Source organism: Enterobacter cloacae complex sp. SHL020 (genome assembly GCF_049236945.1).
Taxonomy (GTDB): domain Bacteria; phylum Pseudomonadota; class Gammaproteobacteria; order Enterobacterales; family Enterobacteriaceae; genus Enterobacter; species Enterobacter dykesii.
In genome coordinates, this window is sequence record NZ_JBMKJF010000006.1 from 158,526 (window position 1) to 176,507 (window position 17,982).

At 52.8% G+C, this 17,982-nt stretch carries 18 protein-coding genes; 6 read left to right on the plus strand and 12 right to left on the minus strand.

Annotation, left to right across the window (positions count from 1 at the left end):
• Nucleotides 1-2: 2 nt before the first annotated feature.
• The 4 genes from motB to flhD all read right to left on the minus strand — a co-directional run bounded on the left by motB (nt 3) and on the right by flhD (nt 2,871).
• Nucleotides 3-932: a flagellar motor protein MotB gene (motB, locus tag ACOTZB_RS15940; RefSeq protein WP_028018604.1), complete on the minus strand. Its 930-nt coding sequence runs from the start codon at nt 930-932 to the stop codon at nt 3-5.
• Nucleotides 929-1,816 (minus strand): flagellar motor stator protein MotA, encoded by an 888-nt coding sequence (motA, locus tag ACOTZB_RS15945; protein WP_008500417.1) that lies wholly within the window; start codon nt 1,814-1,816, stop codon nt 929-931. Before motA ends, motB begins: the two co-directional genes overlap by 4 nt.
• A 123-nt stretch (nt 1,817-1,939) precedes the next feature.
• On the minus strand, nt 1,940-2,518 hold the full coding sequence (gene flhC / locus ACOTZB_RS15950) for a flagellar transcriptional regulator FlhC (protein WP_013096051.1): 579 nt from the start codon (nt 2,516-2,518) through the stop codon (nt 1,940-1,942).
• 2 nt (nt 2,519-2,520) lie between these two features.
• Entirely contained in the window at nt 2,521-2,871 is a 351-nt protein-coding gene (gene flhD, locus ACOTZB_RS15955; RefSeq protein WP_008500415.1) for a flagellar transcriptional regulator FlhD, read from the minus strand.
• 794 nt (nt 2,872-3,665) lie between these two features.
• On the opposite strand from flhD, the gene uspC reads away from it, so the two are divergent.
• The gene (uspC, locus tag ACOTZB_RS15960) at nt 3,666-4,094 is read left to right on the plus strand and encodes a universal stress protein UspC (RefSeq protein ID WP_033145878.1); all 429 of its coding nucleotides are present in this window, start codon (nt 3,666-3,668) and stop codon (nt 4,092-4,094) included.
• A gap of 15 nt (nt 4,095-4,109) precedes the next feature.
• Here uspC and otsA read toward each other — a convergent pair whose 3' ends face one another.
• The 5 genes from otsA to araF all read right to left on the minus strand — a co-directional run bounded on the left by otsA (nt 4,110) and on the right by araF (nt 10,065).
• Nucleotides 4,110-5,534, minus strand: a complete 1,425-nt coding sequence (gene otsA, locus ACOTZB_RS15965; protein WP_047652351.1) for an alpha,alpha-trehalose-phosphate synthase — start codon at nt 5,532-5,534, stop codon at nt 4,110-4,112.
• Complete coding sequence (otsB, locus tag ACOTZB_RS15970; protein WP_421627747.1) at nt 5,509-6,312, minus strand: trehalose-phosphatase; 804 nt, start codon at nt 6,310-6,312, stop codon at nt 5,509-5,511. The genes otsA and otsB overlap by 26 nt, the downstream gene beginning before the upstream one ends.
• A gap of 176 nt (nt 6,313-6,488) precedes the next feature.
• On the minus strand, nt 6,489-7,475 hold the full coding sequence (gene araH, locus ACOTZB_RS15975; RefSeq protein ID WP_023312268.1) for an L-arabinose ABC transporter permease AraH: 987 nt from the start codon (nt 7,473-7,475) through the stop codon (nt 6,489-6,491).
• A 14-nt stretch (nt 7,476-7,489) separates the two neighbouring features.
• The gene (gene araG / locus ACOTZB_RS15980) at nt 7,490-9,004 is read right to left on the minus strand and encodes an L-arabinose ABC transporter ATP-binding protein AraG (protein WP_421627749.1); all 1,515 of its coding nucleotides are present in this window, start codon (nt 9,002-9,004) and stop codon (nt 7,490-7,492) included.
• A 71-nt stretch (nt 9,005-9,075) separates the two neighbouring features.
• On the minus strand, nt 9,076-10,065 hold the full coding sequence (araF, locus tag ACOTZB_RS15985) for an arabinose ABC transporter substrate-binding protein AraF (RefSeq protein WP_003859687.1): 990 nt from the start codon (nt 10,063-10,065) through the stop codon (nt 9,076-9,078).
• A gap of 787 nt (nt 10,066-10,852) precedes the next feature.
• Between araF and ACOTZB_RS15990 the strand changes: the two genes are divergently transcribed.
• Nucleotides 10,853-11,356 carry a non-heme ferritin-like protein gene (locus ACOTZB_RS15990; protein ID WP_193806426.1) on the plus strand — a complete coding sequence of 168 codons (504 nt, stop codon included), beginning with the start codon at nt 10,853-10,855 and terminating at the stop codon, nt 11,354-11,356.
• 591 nt (nt 11,357-11,947) lie between these two features.
• Complete coding sequence (locus tag ACOTZB_RS15995) at nt 11,948-13,291, plus strand: anaerobic C4-dicarboxylate transporter (protein ID WP_047652356.1); 1,344 nt, start codon at nt 11,948-11,950, stop codon at nt 13,289-13,291.
• 42 nt (nt 13,292-13,333) lie between these two features.
• On the opposite strand, the gene ACOTZB_RS16000 is transcribed toward ACOTZB_RS15995, so the two are convergent.
• Entirely contained in the window at nt 13,334-13,585 is a 252-nt protein-coding gene (locus ACOTZB_RS16000) for a DUF2766 family protein (protein ID WP_008500405.1), read from the minus strand.
• A 109-nt stretch (nt 13,586-13,694) separates the two neighbouring features.
• Nucleotides 13,695-13,778: a stress response protein AzuC gene (gene azuC, locus ACOTZB_RS16005; RefSeq protein ID WP_014884364.1), complete on the minus strand. Its 84-nt coding sequence runs from the start codon at nt 13,776-13,778 to the stop codon at nt 13,695-13,697.
• 234 nt (nt 13,779-14,012) lie between these two features.
• Here azuC and yecR point away from each other — a divergent pair, with 234 nt between their 5' ends.
• The 3 genes from yecR (at nt 14,013) to tyrP (ending at nt 16,515) form a co-directional block, all read left to right on the plus strand.
• The gene (gene yecR, locus ACOTZB_RS16010; protein WP_111964844.1) at nt 14,013-14,351 is read left to right on the plus strand and encodes a YecR family lipoprotein; all 339 of its coding nucleotides are present in this window, start codon (nt 14,013-14,015) and stop codon (nt 14,349-14,351) included.
• A 203-nt stretch (nt 14,352-14,554) separates the two neighbouring features.
• A complete protein-coding gene (ftnA, locus tag ACOTZB_RS16015) occupies nt 14,555-15,052 on the plus strand; it encodes a non-heme ferritin (RefSeq protein WP_421627752.1) in 498 nt (165 codons plus the stop codon).
• 251 nt (nt 15,053-15,303) lie between these two features.
• Entirely contained in the window at nt 15,304-16,515 is a 1,212-nt protein-coding gene (gene tyrP, locus ACOTZB_RS16020) for a tyrosine transporter TyrP (RefSeq protein WP_421627753.1), read from the plus strand.
• A 119-nt stretch (nt 16,516-16,634) separates the two neighbouring features.
• Here tyrP and ACOTZB_RS16025 read toward each other — a convergent pair whose 3' ends face one another.
• Nucleotides 16,635-17,954 carry a hypothetical protein gene (locus ACOTZB_RS16025; protein WP_421627755.1) on the minus strand — a complete coding sequence of 440 codons (1,320 nt, stop codon included), beginning with the start codon at nt 17,952-17,954 and terminating at the stop codon, nt 16,635-16,637.
• Nucleotides 17,955-17,982: the final 28 nt, after the last annotated feature.

The following is a 17,982-nucleotide window of genomic DNA, read 5'->3' on the forward strand; positions in this document are numbered from 1 at the left end:
TATCACCTCGGATTGGCTGGTGGCGATGTTGGAACGGCAGCCGAAGGAACGGCCCCAGGCTGTTTTAAATCGTCCAGTGACTCATTCTGACTTTCGGCGTTTTCATGCAGGATGGCCTGCTCCGCCTGCTGGTTCAGCACTAAAAGACTGATACGACGGTTGATGGCATCATCCGGCCCGCGGTCGGAAACGCGCATGGTTGCGGCCATGCCGACTACGCGCAGTACCTTGCCATCATCAAGCCCACCTGCCACCAGCTCGCGACGCGAGGCGTTGGCACGATCGGCAGAAAGCTCCCAGTTGCTGTATCCCTTCTCCCCACTGGCGTACGGGAAATCATCCGTGTGTCCTGACAGGCTGATTCGGTTAGGAATGCCGTTCAGCACCGGAGCAATGGCACGCAGAATGTCGCGCATGTACGGTTCGACTTCCGCACTCCCGGTTTTAAACATTGGGCGGTTCTGGCTGTCGATAATCTGAATACGCAGCCCTTCCTGCACCAGGTCGATCTTCAGATGCGGGCGCAGCGCGCGCAGCTTCGGATCCGCCTCAATCAGCTGATCGAGATCGCCACGCAATTTCTTCAGACGCGCCTGCTCCATCTTTCTTTTCAGCTCGTCGATGTTCGGCTCTTTTTTCACCTCACCCTTCTGCTGGGTGTAATCATCGCCGCCGCCCGGGATCGGGCTGTCGCTGTTAGAGATACGCGGCCCACCGGCCACCGCCGTTGCCAGCGGCGTGCGGAAATATTCGGCAATCTGGATCAGTTCTTTTGGGCTGGAGATGGAGATCAGCCACATCACCAGAAAGAACGCCATCATTGCGGTCATAAAGTCGGCGTACGCAATTTTCCACGAGCCGTGTGCACCATGCCCGCCGCCCTTGTGCTTGCGTTTTTTTACGATGACGATCGGATGGGACTGGTTTTTCATGCGTCCTCAGTTGTCGTCTGTTGGTTTGGGTTTTTCACCGCACGCACGTGTTCTTCAAGCTCGATAAACGACGGACGCTCGCTGGAGTAAAGCGTTTTACGGCCAAACTCAACCGCGATCGGTGGCGCGTAACCGTTGAGATTAGAGAGCAGCGTGATCTTCACGCACTGCATCATTTTGGTGGTTTCCGCGCTCTTCTGGCGCAGAACGCTCGCCAGCGGAGAGATAAAGCCGTACGCCAGCAAAATACCGAGAAAAGTTCCCACCATCGCGTGGGCAATCAGCGCGCCCAGCTCGGCTGCCGGGCGGTCTGCCGAGGCCAGGGCGTGAACCACGCCCATCACCGCGGCAACGATACCGAATGCCGGAAGCGAGTCGCCGACCAGCGCCAGGCTGTTGGCCGGCACTTCAGATTCGCTTTCGTGGGTTTCGATCTCTTCGTCCATCAGCGCTTCGATTTCGAAGGTATTCATGTTGCCGCTGATGATCAGTCGCAGATAGTCGACGATGAAATCCAGCATCATGGCATCAGCAAGAATACGCGGATAGCTGGCAAAAATTTCGCTCTCTTTCGGGTTTTCAATATCCCGTTCAAGCGAGAACATGCCCTGCTGACGCGACTTCGCCATCAGGCGATAGAGCAGTGCCAGCAGATCCATATACATGCTTTTGGTGTATTTCGAGCGACGGAACAGCAACGGAATCGCTTTCAGCGTGCCCTTGATCGATTTACCGTTGTTGCCAACGATAAAAGCCCCTACCCCTGCGCCGCCGATGATAATAAGTTCAGCCGGTTGATAGAGTGCTCCAAGGTGCCCGCCGGTCATCATGTAACCGCCGAAAACTGTACCGAGAACTACCAGGTAACCTAATAAGATAAGCACGACATCATCCTTCCGCTAGTGACTATGGCAAGGACGTCCAGCTCGCAGCGTTTACCGTTTGCGGGGTAAAAAAAAGCAGCGGTAATTGCTTACCGCTGCTGGAATTTTTCCCACACGTTCGGGTTAAACAGCTTGTTCGATCTGTTCATCCAGCAGTTGTGGAATAATATCGGCAGCATCCCGGGAAAGTTTACGTCTTTTTACTGCGCGGGATGGAGGCTGACATAAACTACAGGCGAAGCTGCCTGCAGGTTGATGAGCATGGGTAATAAAATTGCCGTCGCAGCAGTTGCAGCGCGACAGTTCAAGCATTCCGCTCTCAACAAAACGCACCAGCGTCCATGCGCGGGTCAGCGCCAGCAGAGGGCCTTCTTCCTGCTGTGGGCATTGTTCAAGGTAAAGTTTGTACGCTTTGATCACGGCGTCAACGCCGCTACACAAACCGGTTTTGAGAAGATACTGCCAGGCATTACAGAACATGGAAGCATGAATATTCTGCTCCCACGTCATAAACCAGTCGGTAGAAAACGGCAGCATGCCTTTCGGCGGGGGACTACCACGTAACTCTTTGTACAGTTTGATGAGACGACCACGGCTCAGTTGAGTCTCGCTTTCCAGCATTTGTAAACGAGCACCCAGTGTAATCAGCTCCATGGCCAACTGTATGTCACGCGCTTCCTGAACAATGCTTTTCTCGCTCATTGCTAGGCCCTTTTCTTACGGGCTACGTCATCAGGCTGGCTGATTTCGTTAAGCAAGCGAGTGGAAAGAAGAATACCGGTATGGATCTGTTGAAGATCGTCCACACGGGATTCCTGCGTCAGACGCGTTATTGTCTGTGAATCATCGAAACGGAACTGGCAAACCAGTTGATTCGTTTCAGCCAGTTTAACCATCTGCGGGAGAGTTAAGCCACCCAGCATGGTTGCCATTTCTTCGTTAATACCCAGACGAAACATCGCGGACGCCTTGTCCTGACTAATCAAACGCTGCGCGAGCAGTAAATACGACAAATTGATGTCATAGATATGTTTTAGCAACTCGGATGTATGCATTGTTCCCATCCCGAATAACCAACTATTATTTTTATGCGGAAAGACCGCACCCCGTGATGTCGCCGGGAAATCACCCGGTATAAAAAAGAAAAGGCTAAATGCATAGTTGAATTTAGGTTTGTATTCACTGAAACCGTAAGAGAGAAACCGCGAATGCGTCTCTTACATGATTTATCATTTCTTACAAATAACTAAGATTTTTCCTAATTCGACGCAAACTCTACTCGTCAGTTTTGACACATACAATCCAGCCACCCTCAAATTTAAAAAAAATGTGATCCACGTCACACAATTTAAGTGAATATGACCCATAAATCCATCAGTATGACTTGTAATTTGTTCAATATTTAGCCAATCGGTACTGTTTTGTATTCTTAATTGACGAATACTCATGCAGAAGGGTGATCCGAACTGGCATGCAACGTGCTTTTCCTGCGGTAAGCGCCGCGCGGAAACATTTACATCAGGCCCCTTTCCTGGAAACATTTTTCTTACCGTGAAAAAACATATAGTTATGCAGGCAGTACAAAAAAGATGTTTCATAACGTGATCATTCGAAATGAGTTTGTAACGGATCAAAACGATTTAACAGTCAAAGCGTGGAATTGTGTGATTTACGTTAAGTTGTTAATTTTTTTCATTTAGGCGTGTTTTCCAGTTATTCTTCTTATAAGAATAATTAATGAATAATTATGATAAGCTTCACACTAATGTCGTAATCTGCTCTTGCAGAACCGAAGATTTCGCGGTAAAGGTGGTTAAACGCTGTCTTTCAGACATCTAAGGAGTGCGCCATGAGTTACTCCCATCTTCTTGTTTCCGTTGCAGTTTCCCCCGAAAGCCATCAACTCGTCGCCCGGGCAGTTTCCATTGCCAGACCTCACAATGCACGCATCAGCCTCATTACGCTCGCCGCAGAGCCAGAGATGTATAATCAGCTGGCCGCCCCCATGCTGGAGGATATTCGTGAGGTTCTTCAGGAAGAGACGCAGCAATTTCTGCGAGAATTAGTGGAAAAGGCACAATATCCTGTTTATGAAACCGTTATTGCGACCGGGGAACTCAACGCCCATATTCTCGATATGTGTCGCAGACAAAATATTGATTTAGTGATTTGCGGGAACCATAACCACAGCTTTTTATCGCGCGCAGCCTGTGCGGCGAAATCTATTGTTGCGTCGAGCCAGGTTGATGTGCTGTTAGTACCGCTTGGGGGGCATTAACCCCCCAGCAGAAAATCAGGCGAGTTTAGGGAAGGTCGCGATCTTTTTTTGCAGATTGCCCTCATGACTTTGCGGAACGATATCCCGGAGATCCTGAATAAAACGCGCCTGCCAGTGGTTAATATCGTTCTTCCGGATCGTCTCCATCATGTCAGCATGGCGGGAAATACGTTCCGTGAGCGGCATTGTCAGGGCACGATTCAGCGCGTTCGCCACGTCGTCCCTGTCATAAGGGTTAACGATGAGCGCCGACGTGAGCTCATTTGCGGCTCCGGCAAACTGGGAAAGCACCAGCACACCCGGGTCGGCAGGATCCTGAGCCGCCACATACTCTTTCGCCACCAGGTTCATCCCGTCGCGCAGCGGCGTGACCAGGCCAACGTCCGCATAGCGGAAAACCTTCATCAGGATCTTACGGTCAAAGTGCTGATTCAGGTAAAACAGCGGCGTCCAGCCCAGCTGGCCATAGCGGCCATTAATGCGCCCTGCTTCTGTCTCCAGCTGATGACGAATATCCTGATAAGCCTGAACCTCGCCGCGCGACGTCGGCGCGATCTGGGTATAGCGAATTTTCCCGTGATGCTGCGGGTATTTATCCAGAAGCGTTTCATACGCGAGGAAGCGTTCCGGCAGCCCTTTGGAATAATCAAGACGTTCTACCGAGAAGATATTTTTCACGTGCTTGAGTTCATTCTTAAGCTGCGCCAGCTTCGGCGGCAGCGGGCCGGAAGCCTGCTCCGCGATTTCGTCTGGTTCAATCCCTATAGGATAGACCTCGGTGTGGAAAGTTTTCCCCCACGCCGTATGGGTTTTCCCGCCTTTGGTCACCAGACGCGCTTTACCTGACACGGAGTCAAGGAACGCGAGGCGGTCATTTTCAGTCTGGAAGCCGAGCAAATCGTAATCGCACAGCGCCTCCAGCAGCTCTTCATGCGGCGGTAGCGCGGTAAAAATTTCCGGCGTCGGGAACGGGATATGCAGGAAGAAACCAATGCGGTTATTCACCCCCCTCTTTCGCAGCTCTCTCGCGAAGGGTAACAGGTGATAATCGTGGATCCATAAAATATCGTCTTCTTCTATTAATGGCAGCAGTTTATCCGCCAGCAGCGCATTCACGCGCGAGTAGCCTTCGAAGGATTCACGCTGGAATTTTACCAGGTCAAGACGATAGTGAAACGCAGGCCACAGGACGGCATTTGAGAACTGCGAGTAATATTCGTCATAGTCTTTCTCTTTCAACGCAAATGAAGCCCACGTAATGTTTCCGCGCGTTACCTTTTTCAGCGGTTTCTCTTCTTCACTGATTTCTCCACTCCAGCCAAACCACAGCCCGCCAGCGGCTTTTAAGGCACCTAACACCCCTACCGCCAGGCCACCTGCACTGGCTTTTTTATCGTCAGGCGGTGCGATTCGGTTAGAGACGACGACTAAGCGACCCATAATGGTTTCCCCCTTTGCTTTGCGCTATTTGTTGTTGTTGCTGGTTAGCGATGTCAGATATCCACTGCCAGACGCTGGCGACATCCGCCAGTCGCCATTCGGCAACCGTGTCACCAGGCCCCACCTTGACGGCGATCCCTCCGGCCTGATTCACCACGCGAAACCCGGCCTCGTCGGTCAGGTCATCCCCAAGGAAAACGGGCGTTCGCCCTTTAAAAGGCGGCGACGCCATAAACGCGGCGATGGCCGCGCCTTTATTAATCCCTTTCGGTTTTAACTCCACTACGCATTTGCCGGGCTGCAACGCCAGCTGTGGATGGGCATCTGCAACCTTCTGAGCAAGCGCAAGCACGGCCTCCTCATGCTGCGGCGCCTGACGATAATGCAGGGCAAAGGCCATGCCTTTGGCTTCCAGCTCGGTGCCGGGCAGTTCGGCCAGCGCTGCAGAGAGCTGCTTATGCAGCGTTTGCGTGAGTGCGTCGGGGAGTGAAACGATATGCGTGTGATCATGGATGTCGCGGCGCTCCGCTCCGTGTACACCGGCCAGCGGAAAGTGGTAAGGACTGGCGAGCGTATCCAGCTCGGCCATTGAGCGCCCTGATATCAATGCCAGTGCTCCCTCATTCATGAGCGAGAGCTGATGCAAATCCTGTAACACCGCATCCGGAACAGACACCTGGTCAGGGTGCGGTTTTATCCCGGCGAGCGTGCCGTCGAGATCGAAAAAGAAAGCATAGTGTCCGGGCAGTACAGGCGGTGCGGTTAACATGTCAGCCACCCTTTTCCTCCTTACGGTTTACGAGAGGTAAACGCCTTTACCTCTTTCATAGCCATGTAAGTATAGACAGTGTGACGTCGCTCGCCATTTGACAACCGCCCCGCCAGTTTTACTGGCGGGGCGGTTAAGGGGTCAACTATGGTTATAAGTTGAGCAATAAAAGACGGGGAAAAGGGTTACACGGTACGCTTCGCTTTTTGCTTGTAACGGTCGAAAATCACCGCTGCCAGCAGGATCAGGCCACGAACCACGTACTGCGAGAACGGCGAAATATTCAGCAGGTTCATGGCGTTCTCCACCGTCCCTAAAATCAGGATACCGGCCACCACATATGAGATTTTTCCGATGCCGCCCTTGAGGGAAACGCCCCCTAAAACGCAGGCCGAAATGACGATCAGCTCGTAACCAATAGAGGTCATCGGCTGGCCGCTGGTCATACGCGAAGCCAGAATGATCCCCGCGGCGGCAGAAACCAGCCCTGAGAGCACGAAGATAATAATCTTGGTGCGCACCACCGGCACCCCGGCCAGACGGGCGGCCTCCTCGTTACCGCCAATCGCCAGCGTATTGCGGCCAAAGGTGGTCCGGTTGAGCAGGAAGCCGAACAGGATCAGGCAGGCCACGGTCAGCCAGATTGGCGCAGGCAGACCCAGCCAGTTGGCGTAACCCAGGGTAAAGAAGCGCTCGTCTTCAATCCCCACCGCTTTACCGTCGGAGATGATATAGGCCAGCCCGCGGACAATTTGCATTGTCGCAAGCGTGGTGATCAGGGCATTAATCTTCAGGCGTGCGATAACAAAACCGTTCACCAGACCGCTGATGACGCCGAGTAGCAGACCAGCCAGAACGCCAATCCACAGGCTCTCGGTCATGTTGATCACCACTGCCGTCGTGACGCCCGCACAGGCAATAACCGACGCCACCGACAGGTCAAAATCGCCGGAGGCCAGGCAGAACAGCATCCCGCAGGCCACCATCCCGGACATGGAAATGGCCAGCCCCAGCCCTTTCATATTAATAAAGGTGGCAAAATTAGGGACAAAGATCGCGCAGGCGAGGAACAGCGCGGCAAAGACCACCAGCATGCCGTACTGATCCCAGATACGCCCAAAACTCAGCGCCGACTTCGACTTCGGCGCTCCGGATGTAGTAACAGAGGACATCATTAACTCCTTACTCAGGCGACAGCCTGGCTGACTTTAGGCATGGCGAGGTTCAACGCCTGTTGTTCATTCGCCTGTTCATGAAGTAATTCACCGGCAATTTCGCCTTCACGCATCACCACAATGCGGTCGGCCACGCCAAGCACCTCCGGCAGATCGCTGGAGGCGAAGAGCACCGCCACGCCGCGTTTTGCCAGCTCATAGATCACGTTATAAATTTCGTGTTTTGCCCCCACATCGATACCGCGCGTCGGCTCGTCCAGCAAAATGACCTTCATGTCTTCCGACAGCCAGCGGCCTAAAATCGCCTTCTGCTGGTTTCCGCCTGACAGATTCATGATCAGCTGTTCCGGACCCGGCGTTTTGATGTTAAGCGAGCGAATATGGTGGTCGGCATTGCTCGACTCCCAGCCATCGTTTATCAGGCAGCCTGCGCGAATAAACTTGCGGCGAGCGGAAATATTGATGTTGTCGCGAACCGAATGCACCGGAATAATCCCCTCGGCTTTACGGTCTTCCGGGCAGAGCATCATGCCCGCCCTGATCGCATGGGCCGGTTTCTGGATATCGACCCGTTCACCGTCAATAGAAACCTGCCCTTCGGTAATGCGGGTACCGCCGAACAGGCCTTTCATTAATTCACTGCGCCCCGCCCCCACCAGACCAAACAGCCCGACAATTTCGCCGCTGCGAACGGATAACGAAATCGGCGTGCGCACGCCCGGCGCTTTGACGCTGTCCAGACGCAGGCGTTCAGGGCCGTACTGGCGCGGCTGCCAGTGATAAATATCCCCCAGCTCGCGTCCGACCATCGCCTGAACAAGCTGGTCGTGGTTAACCTGCTGCATGTCGGAAAAGGTGCGCACATAGCGCCCATCTTTAAAGACGGTGATAGCGTCACTCAGGGCAAATATCTCTTCCATGCGGTGCGAGACATACAAAATCGTACGGCCTTCCTGACGCAATTCGCGGATCACGCGGAACAGATTTTCAATTTCACGCGCAGAGAGCGAACTGGTGGGCTCATCGAAGGCGATAATTCTGGCGTTACGCGCCAGCGCCTTGGCAATTTCAACCATCTGCCACTGGCCGATGGAGAGATATTTCAGCGGCGTCTGGGGATCGACGTCCAGACCCAGGTGTTTAAGCTGCAGCCCCGCTTCATAATTAAGTAGCGAACGATTTACCACGCCGCCTTTGTGCGGAAGCTGACCTAAATAGATGTTTTCCGCCACGGTCATCTCGGGAATGAGGTGCAGCTCCTGATAGATGATCGCCACCCCGGCATTGAGCGCCGCCATGGTATCGGCAAACGCCACCTCTTCGCCGCGAATGGCCAGCGTGCCGGTCGTTGGCGCGTAGTTGCCGCTGAGGATCTTCAACAGCGTGGATTTCCCCGCGCCGTTTTCCCCCATCAGGGCGTGGACCTGGCCGGCATAGCAGTCGAAGCTGATATCGGTCAGCGCGTTAACACCGGGGAAAGTTTTCCCGATGCCGCGAAAAGAGAGATACGGATCAGACTGTCGCATAACGTCTCCGTGATTCCTGTAGTGTGTACGTCTGGCCCCTCACGATGCATGAGGGGCACAATCACAGCGTATTACTTACCGCCCAGCCCTTTTTTCGCCAGCTCCTCTTTGAAGTTGTCGCGGGTAATCAGCACCACATCGGTCACTTCGGTAAATTTCGGCGGTTCGGCCCCTTTGGTTACCCAGTTGTAGAGCATCTCACTGGATTTGTAGCCGTGAACGTCCGGGCTCGGCAGCAGAGAACCGTAGAAGCCGGTAGCCTGCGCTTTGGACAGCTCGCTGACGGCGTCAACGCCGTTGATGCCAATCCCGATCACGTCAGGCGCTTTGAAGCCCTGGCCTTCCGTCGCGCGCACCCCGCCCAGCACGGTGTTGTCGTTCATGCCGACCACCAGCCAGTGTTTGACCTCCGGATGCTGGACCAGCATAGAGTTCGCGGCGTCGAAAGCGCCCGGGATATCGTTGGATTTGGTTGGGACTTTATAGATCTGTTTTTCCGGGAAACCGGCCGCTTTCAGCGCATCCATTGAACCGGTAGTACGACGACGGGCGGTGTCCAGCTCGTCAGCCGTGATAGCCATAACCGCGGTCTCTTTGACATCCCAGCCGCGCTTTTGCATCTCTTTATAGAGTTCCTGACCCTGGCGCTCGCCGATTTTGGTCGCCGCCATCATGACCAGCGGGACGGTGTCCATCGGCTTGCCTTTGGCGTTAACGAACTGATCGTCAACCGCGATGACCTTCATGTCGTAACCGCGCGCTTTCGCCGCGATTGCCGATCCCAGCTTTGGATCCGGGGTACAGATAACGAAACCTTTTGCACCGCTGGCCGCCAGGCTGTCGATGGCGTTCAGGGTTTTTTCGCCGTCAGGCACGGCGATTTTAATGACTTCAAAACCTAAATCTTTCCCGGCTTTATCTGCGAATTTCCACTCAGTCTGGAACCAGGGCTCTTCGGGCTGTTTTACCAAAAAACCGAGTTTTAAATTCTCAGCGATAGCGGATTGTGACATAACGGCAGCCAGACCGATGGCCGCCAGCGCTTTAGTAAATTTGTGCATGGTAAACTCCAGCTTTAGCATTCTTTTCTGTAGGGAATAAGTGCGTGCTTCTTATTTAATCGGACTTAAAACAAGGCATTAGCGCTTACCTCGTCATAAGCGTTATTGCTGGTGATAGTTTTAGCGGGAAATTAATCATCCATAAGAGAGCCCCATCACACCGCAGAATTACAGTAATTGCGTACATAAATTCAGCGAAAAATGACATAAAAAAGGCAGGATTTGTCAGACAAATAGAAGGGGGTTAAGCAGAATTATCCATAAGATTAGCCAAGATATCCCTGATGCCCCTCAGCGGGCAAAACGGCACCTGCCGTTAAACGGGTTAAACATGTTTTTCATCACGAATGTACAATGCACCTGAAAAACGTTATTCCGCAGAGTTTGATTTAGCGCAATTTTATTGACACATCATATATTCGAAACGATTAAACCGTATTTCTGTTTTTCACGGAGTAATATTCCAACTTAATATTCCCGAAAGAGTAACAGTGCACTCTAACGGCAAAAAGCCTTAATTATTAGCGATTTAAATAAAATCTCATTCATGGCGAGCTAATTTTATTTCTGTACTATATTAAACTTTGTAATGTATGGTAAACACAGCCTAATTAAGAGTTTTCTTAGACCAAAGACAAGGGTATGCTTATTTATATCGAACACAGGAAGTGAATTTCGGTCGACTTCGCTCACGGCAGAATGTCTATATCTGCTTTTATCTTCGTATTTGCCTGGCGCTCAGGTTAAGCAACGGACATCACGTCCCACAGTCAATAAGGATATGAGTATGGCTACCCAAACGATGATGCAAAAACTTAACGCGCAGATGAACCTTGAGTTCTACGCCTCGAATCTGCACCTTCACTTAAGTGCGTGGTGTGCCGAGAATAGCCTTACGGGGTCTGCCACCTTCTTTCGCTCGCAGGCGCAAAGTAACGTCACCCATATGATGCGTGTCTTTAACTTTCTGAAAGCCGCAGGGGCAAATCCCGTCGTGAAAGCACTTGATGGGATCAACGAAAACTACTCTTGCCTGGAAGAACTGTTCCAGAAAACGCTTGAAGAGTACGAGCAACGCTGCAGCACGCTCAGCAAACTGGCCGATGAAGCCAAAGCGCAGCAGGACATTACGACGCTCAGATTCTTACGCGATATGGACAAAGAGCAGCAGCAGGATGGCATGCTGCTGAAGACGCTGGCGGATGAGATCCATAATGCGCAGCAGGCGGGTTTATGTCCTGAGCAAACCGACCGTCATCTGCTCGACATTGTGACGGTGCAGCAACACTGAGTTTTTTAATCTGCTCCAACCGGGCTGAAGGTTTCCCAAGAATTTATTAACCTGAAGCGATGAATTTTGTTTCAGGCAAGTGAATAACTGACAGCGATGTCCTGGTCCGGCTGTAAATCGCCGAAGCGTTTCCGTAAGGCCGGGGCGAGGTGCAGGGATGCGCCGAGAGGGTGTGGCCTGCAGGGATGCAGGCTCATGCCCGACCCGATAGCCTGAAGGAATAAGCTGAGGGCACCGCGAAGCGGCGATTTACCGCCGGGAGCCCGGGTCGCCAGGGCGGCGGCGATTGAGCCGCCCTGGCACGTTCACCGGTCATGTCGTTAAAGAGTAGCAAGGAACATGAAGTGAACGGAATGACCACCACAGCCGTATGTTCCCCCTCACCCCAGCCCTCTCCCTCAAGGGAGAGGGAGTCGTCCGTGCAGGCATTGTTTTGTGGGGATCCCTCCTCCCACCTGAGGCAGGATTCCTTTTCCCATCTCCAACCATCTGCTTTTGCTGACATTTAACAAATCTGATCTGGCTCCCAATGATTAACCACACAACGTGTGATGATTTATTTAGTTACATAATCATTGACGAGGGAGCATCATGATCACCATTGAGTTTGTTGTCATTCTCCTCTGCCTGCTGACGGGTACGCGTTTCGGCGGTATGGGGCTTGGGTTAATCAGCGGTATTGGTCTTTTTATTTTATGTTTTGTCTTTGGTCTGCAACCGGGTAAACCGCCGGTTGACGTTATGCTGACCATCCTTGCGGTGATTGGTTGTGCGGCTACGCTGCAGACTGCGGGCGGCCTCAACGTCATGATGCAGTTTGCTGAACGTCTGCTGCGCAAACACCCGCAGCACATCACCCTGCTCGCCCCTTTCACCACATGGATGCTGACCTTTCTGTGCGGCACCGGACATGTGGTCTACACCATGTTCCCCATCATTGCGGATATCGCCCTGAAAAAAGGGATCCGCCCGGAGCGCCCCATGGCCGTGGCATCGGTGGCATCACAGATGGCGATTACGGCATCCCCCGTTTCCGTTGCCGTTGTGTCGCTGGTGTCTATCCTGGCGGCCCAGCATGGGATCGGCCACGCGTGGGGGATCCTGGAAATTCTCGCCGTGTCGGTTCCCGCTTCGCTTTTCGGCGTAGCCATTGCGGCCCTGTGGAGCTTACGCCGTGGGAAAGATTTGGCGGACGACATTGAGTTTCAGGAAAAGCTGAAAGATCCTAAGCAGCGCGAGTTTATCTATGGCGGAACGGAGACGCTAATGAATCAGCGTTTCCCTAAACAGGCCTACTGGTCCACGTGGATTTTCTTTGCCGGCATTGCCGTGGTCGTTCTGCTGGGCGCCTTCCCTGAGCTGCGCCCCGCCTTTGAGCTAAAAGGCAAAATGACGGCGCTGTCGATGAACCTTGTCATCCAGATGATGATGTTAATTGCAGGCGCCGTGATGCTGATGGCCTGTAAGGTCAACGCGTCGGCTATTTCCAACGGCGCGGTGTTCAAGGCTGGTATGGTCGCGATCTTCTCAGTATTTGGCGTGGCGTGGATGAGCGATACCTTTTTCCAGGCGCATCTCGACGAATTAAAGCTGGCGCTGGAAGGCGTGGTGAAGAGCCACCCGTGGACGTATGCCATTGTGCTGTTTCTGGTGTCAAAACTGGTGAACAGTCAGGCGGCGGCGCTGACGGCCGTTGCGCCTATGGGCCTCATGCTCGGCATCGACCCGAAAATGCTGATCGCCTTTTTCCCGGCGTCATACGGCTATTTTGTCCTGCCGACCTACCCCAGCGATTTGGCCTGCATCGGCTTTGACCGATCAGGCACGACCCGCATCGGCAAATTTATCATCAACCACAGCTTCATTTTGCCAGGGCTGATTGGGGTAAGCTGCGCGTGCGCGGCGAGCTACCTGCTGGTCCAGACGTTCTTCTGACCGCATAAAAGGGCGACATGTCCCGTCGCCCCTTTCCCTGCTTCAGTGGGACTCACCCTGCGGCGTAAATCGTAGTTCAATTAGCGCGATGGCTTTCTGGATCGCACGAAGCGTAACCGGGTCAGCGGCAGCAGGATGGCTGGCGAAATCGATGTTTTTCAGCTGCGTAGACATCTTCTCGCGCACTTCAACCGGCGCAATCACGTCCAGAACATCAAGAATTTGTTTGATAACCAGCTGGCAGGCGACAACGTCAGAGACCAGTTCCTGATCGGCGCTCAGGTTTTGTGACATGGGGTTTTCTCCTTATTTAAAGGCCGCCATAGTAGCAAAACACGCCCCCTGACATCTTCCCTTCATCGCCTGCAGGTACAAAAAAAACCCGCCGAAGCAGGTTTTTTTATCAGAACATGGCGCCTGGCGGCACGTCTTTGAACGTGCGGCAGTAATTGGCCCACATGCTTTTCAGGATTTTGCGCAGTTTCACGATGATGCTCCATTAACTTGTTATACAACTTTATTGTCAACGTGCTTATAATATGACCATCATCACAAAAATCAATCATTTTGTGATACTCATCACATTTTTATAAGGGATTGGCCTGATAGCACTCTCCTCTGACCCGTTGCGAAGAGTGAGGGCAGATTGTCCGGCTATTCCAGGCATTGCAGCGGGCATCTGCGGGTACGATAACGTATTTCCATCCACTCAGAGCGAACCATGAAAAGAGTCATTGTAGCCGGCACACTCCTGCTGCTCGCGGGATGCAGTATTAACCGCCAGGCTGAAGTCAGCAGCCTCGACGCGCCGAACGGCATCGTCCGCCTCGATTACGGCCAGGCAGCGCTGCAAAATGCGTATTCCGATGAGTATGTGAATAACGGCACGGCGGCAAAAGCGTGTCAGAGCATGGGGTATGCCACCGCTTCAGCCTATGGTCAGCCCATCAAAACCTGCACCCTGACGAGCGGCTCTTTGTGTCTCAACGAGAGCGTGACTATCCAGTATAAATGTATGGGTTACGCCGTTAACCCTAAGTCAAATAATCCCTGGTATTAATCAACGCTGCCAGCGTTTGCTGGCAGTTTATTTCATTACGAACAAAAATAATTCTCATTAATAAATTATAAAAATCGCCAATGCGTTTTATTCCCATTCGTATTTTAAATAAGTAAAATAAAAATTTACGTTTTGCATATAATTAAATAACAAATTATAGTGTCGCTCATCGTGAACCAGAAATAATAACCCGGAGCGTCACCATGCTGAAAACTGAAATGATCGATAAGCTCAATGCGCAAATGAACCTCGAGCTTTTTTCATCCCTCCTCTACCAGCAGATGAGCGCCTGGTGCAGCTACCACAGCTTCGAAGGTGCGGCCGCGTTTCTGCGTCGTCACGCTCAGGAAGAGATGACCCACATGCAGCGTCTGTTTGATTATCTGACAGATACGGGCAGCCTGCCGCGCATTGAAACCGTGGCATCCCCTTTTGCTGAGTATAATTCTCTCGATGAACTTTTCCGCGCCACCTACGAGCACGAGCAGCTGATCACGCAGAACATTAACGAACTGGTTCATGCGGCGATGACCAGCCAGGATTATCCAACCTTTAATTTCCTGCAGTGGTACGTCGCTGAACAACACGAAGAAGAGAAGCTGTTTAAATCTGTGCTGGATAAACTATCTCTGGTAGGGAAATCCGGCGAAGGTCTTTACTTTATTGATAAAGAACTTTCCACGCTAGATACTCAAAATTAATTTCTACGCGGTGCCGGTTTCCGGCACCGCGTTAATTTACCTTCCCTCCCCCGCATCGAAATACCCATTTTATTCCCTGTACGCCCTGTTTACGTCACGCCTGAGCGTCGCCCCACGTGATAGAATTGCCGGCAGCGCGATGCGTAAACTTTTCATTACACCACTTGTAACGGTGATTTGACGAGTTACGGCTTTTCCCTTACTCTGCGCCGCAGATTTTGTCGCGGTTAAGCATTGTTGTAGAGGAAAGCGTGAAAAACAGAACCCTGGGAAGTATTTTTATCGTCGCCGGAACGACGATTGGCGCAGGAATGCTGGCCATGCCGCTGGCAGCCGCGGGCGTGGGATTTGGCATGACCCTGCTGCTGCTGGGTACGCTCTGGGCGCTGATGTGCTACACCGCCCTGCTGCTGCTTGAGGTTTACCAGCACGTCCCCGCCGACACCGGTCTGGGTTCGCTTGCGTCGCGCTATCTGGGACGCTACGGCCAGTGGATAACCGGCTTTAGCATGATGTTCCTGATGTACGCCCTGACCGCCGCCTATATCAGCGGCGCCGGGGAACTCATCGCCTCCAGCGTCAACGACTGGTTTGGCTCTGACATTACCCCTGCGACGGGCGCTATCTTCTTTGCGCTCATCGGCGGCGGCGTGGTCTGCGTGGGTACATCGCTGGTCGATCTGTTTAACCGCTTTCTGTTCAGCGCCAAAATTCTCTTCCTGATTATCATGCTGGTGCTGCTGGCCCCGCACGTGCACAAGGTCAACCTGCTGACGCTGCCGCTGGAAAAAGGGCTGGCGCTTTCCGCGATCCCGGTCATTTTCACCTCGTTTGGCTTCCACGGCAGCGTGCCGAGCATCGTCAGCTATATGAACGGCGATATCCGCAAGCTGCGCCGCGTCTTTGTTATCGGCAGCGCGATCCCGCTGATCGCCTATATTTTCTGGCAACTGGTGACGCTGGGCAGCATTGACTCTTCAACCTTTATTGGGCTGATGGCGCAACACGCCGGCCTGAACGGTTTTCTGCTGGCACTGCGCGAGGTTGTTACCTCCCCGCACGTGGAGCTGGCGGTACACCTGTTTGCCGACCTGGCGCTGGCAACCTCGTTCCTGGGCGTGGCGCTCGGCCTGTTTGATTACCTGGCCGACCTGTTCCAGCGTCGCAATACCGCGGCCGGACGGTTGCAGACGGGGGCCATCACCTTCCTGCCGCCGCTCGCTTTTGCGCTGTTTTATCCACGCGGGTTTGTGATGGCGCTGGGGTATGCGGGGGTAGCGCTCTCTATCCTGGCCCTGCTGCTCCCTTCCCTGCTGGCGTGGAAAAGCCGCCAGCAGCATCCTCAGCAAGGGTATCGCGTGGCGGGAGGAAAACCGCTGCTGTGCGTTGTGTTTGGCTGCGGGGTGGTGATTATTTTGGTGCAAGTGTTGATTGCAGCCGGGATGCTGCCGGAAGTGGGATAACAAAGGTTTAAGGGGAAACTATCCGCTTTCATAGGGAAAGATTCCCCTTTAATAAATCCCTTATATCCTGATCATAACCATCCGGTGTGCTGTCGTTAAAATCATTTGTTCATTCATCATCACATCCCCATGTGCTCATAAGCTTTGTCACCATAATACCAGGTAAACAATGCCCCCATCCCAAGGAATAAACCTATTAACAGAACCGCCATTATCGTTATAAACCAGCCGGACAGAGTTTTACCGGCTTCATCAACGCTGGCAATGCTTAACATCAGCCCAAAAAACAACATCAGACCGCCAATCCCGCCAGCTTGCCACGGCAGCGTATATCTTTTTTCTTCGGGGTAATCGGGTTGGCAGGTCAACCGGGAGGATAGCGCGGCCATGGCAAAATGGTTCTGTGCGGACGCGGCCACAAGCTGATCGCCCTGCCCATACATAACCGCATCAGCGGCCAGCGCCAGCATCAGCCACTGATAACCGGCAGAGCGCTCACCGAGCGATGCCTCAAGCTCCAGCCTGTCCGGCACTAAGTTGTTCTCGTCCAGCACTTCCAGCAGCGGATACTTCTCTGTGCGGGATAACCCGGTATACCAGAGTTGCTTAGGCTTGCTGACGGTTTCTGTCCTCAGATAAACGGGCACTTTACTTTCTACGTCTGTGACACCCGTCATCGGCTGATAAAAATAAACCGGTTTTTCTCCTGCTGTTTTGACGTAGTCGTTCGTGAAGAAAAGTGCCGTAACATTTTCCATCTGTTTAGATGCTTCTTCGTCAGAATGCAGATCGACACAGATAAGCAGCCGTTGAACGACGTAGCTTTTCGACAGATTTAGCCATTCCGTGACTTGCGTATAGTCCGGGCATTCAGGTAAAAAAGTGATTTTCTTCGTCGCGATCGCAGAACGTTCAAGCATGCGCCGGAGTTCATCGCTACAGGATTCATCCCCGCCTCGAACCCACACCAGCGCTTCAATCTGCTGGTATCGAGAAAGTTTCCCTGCCATGGGCTCCAGAACGCGGGATACTGCCTGCCCGGCCTTCGTGAAATCGAACGATTCTTCCAGCTCGGTTTTCAACGGCATTTTAGCGGCCAGCGGAAACTCTCCCTCAAGTTTCAGCATTCTCAGTGCCAGTTCCTTTGTTGCCTTTGGTGGAGTGAGTACGGACCAGCCAGCAAGGGTAATGTTCCCCCTGGCGAAGCTGACAACCTTATATTCCTGCCGGGCGGCAATCAGCAGCCTCGTTTCCATGTAGTGCCTCATGCCGTGATACACGACAGACCACATCTGAACGAACCCCGTCAGAAAAACAACCGGAATAACCGCGGACTGGGCAAGAAAATCGAGATCTACATGTTTATTACCCGGCCAGGTGACTGTCCGAACAGCAATACAGATAATCACGACGATCACATATAAGATAAAAACTGCCATTTCCCGCCGCTCACCAGCGGGTCATTGA

Coding starts and splice junctions, on each gene's coding strand:
- ACOTZB_RS15990 (WP_193806426.1), top strand. CDS start 10,853: ATGGCTACCCAAACGATGATGCAAAAACTTAACGCGCAGATGAACCTT.
- uspC (WP_033145878.1), top strand. CDS start 3,666: ATGAGTTACTCCCATCTTCTTGTTTCCGTTGCAGTTTCCCCCGAAAGC.
- ACOTZB_RS16025 (WP_421627755.1), bottom strand. CDS start 17,954: ATGGCAGTTTTTATCTTATATGTGATCGTCGTGATTATCTGTATTGCT.
- flhC (WP_013096051.1), bottom strand. CDS start 2,518: ATGAGCGAGAAAAGCATTGTTCAGGAAGCGCGTGACATACAGTTGGCC.
- ftnA (WP_421627752.1), top strand. CDS start 14,555: ATGCTGAAAACTGAAATGATCGATAAGCTCAATGCGCAAATGAACCTC.
- ACOTZB_RS16000 (WP_008500405.1), bottom strand. CDS start 13,585: ATGTCACAAAACCTGAGCGCCGATCAGGAACTGGTCTCTGACGTTGTC.
- araG (WP_421627749.1), bottom strand. CDS start 9,004: ATGCGACAGTCTGATCCGTATCTCTCTTTTCGCGGCATCGGGAAAACT.
- araF (WP_003859687.1), bottom strand. CDS start 10,065: ATGCACAAATTTACTAAAGCGCTGGCGGCCATCGGTCTGGCTGCCGTT.
- yecR (WP_111964844.1), top strand. CDS start 14,013: ATGAAAAGAGTCATTGTAGCCGGCACACTCCTGCTGCTCGCGGGATGC.
- motB (WP_028018604.1), bottom strand. CDS start 932: ATGAAAAACCAGTCCCATCCGATCGTCATCGTAAAAAAACGCAAGCAC.
- ACOTZB_RS15995 (WP_047652356.1), top strand. CDS start 11,948: ATGATCACCATTGAGTTTGTTGTCATTCTCCTCTGCCTGCTGACGGGT.
- otsA (WP_047652351.1), bottom strand. CDS start 5,534: ATGGGTCGCTTAGTCGTCGTCTCTAACCGAATCGCACCGCCTGACGAT.
- araH (WP_023312268.1), bottom strand. CDS start 7,475: ATGTCCTCTGTTACTACATCCGGAGCGCCGAAGTCGAAGTCGGCGCTG.
- flhD (WP_008500415.1), bottom strand. CDS start 2,871: ATGCATACATCCGAGTTGCTAAAACATATCTATGACATCAATTTGTCG.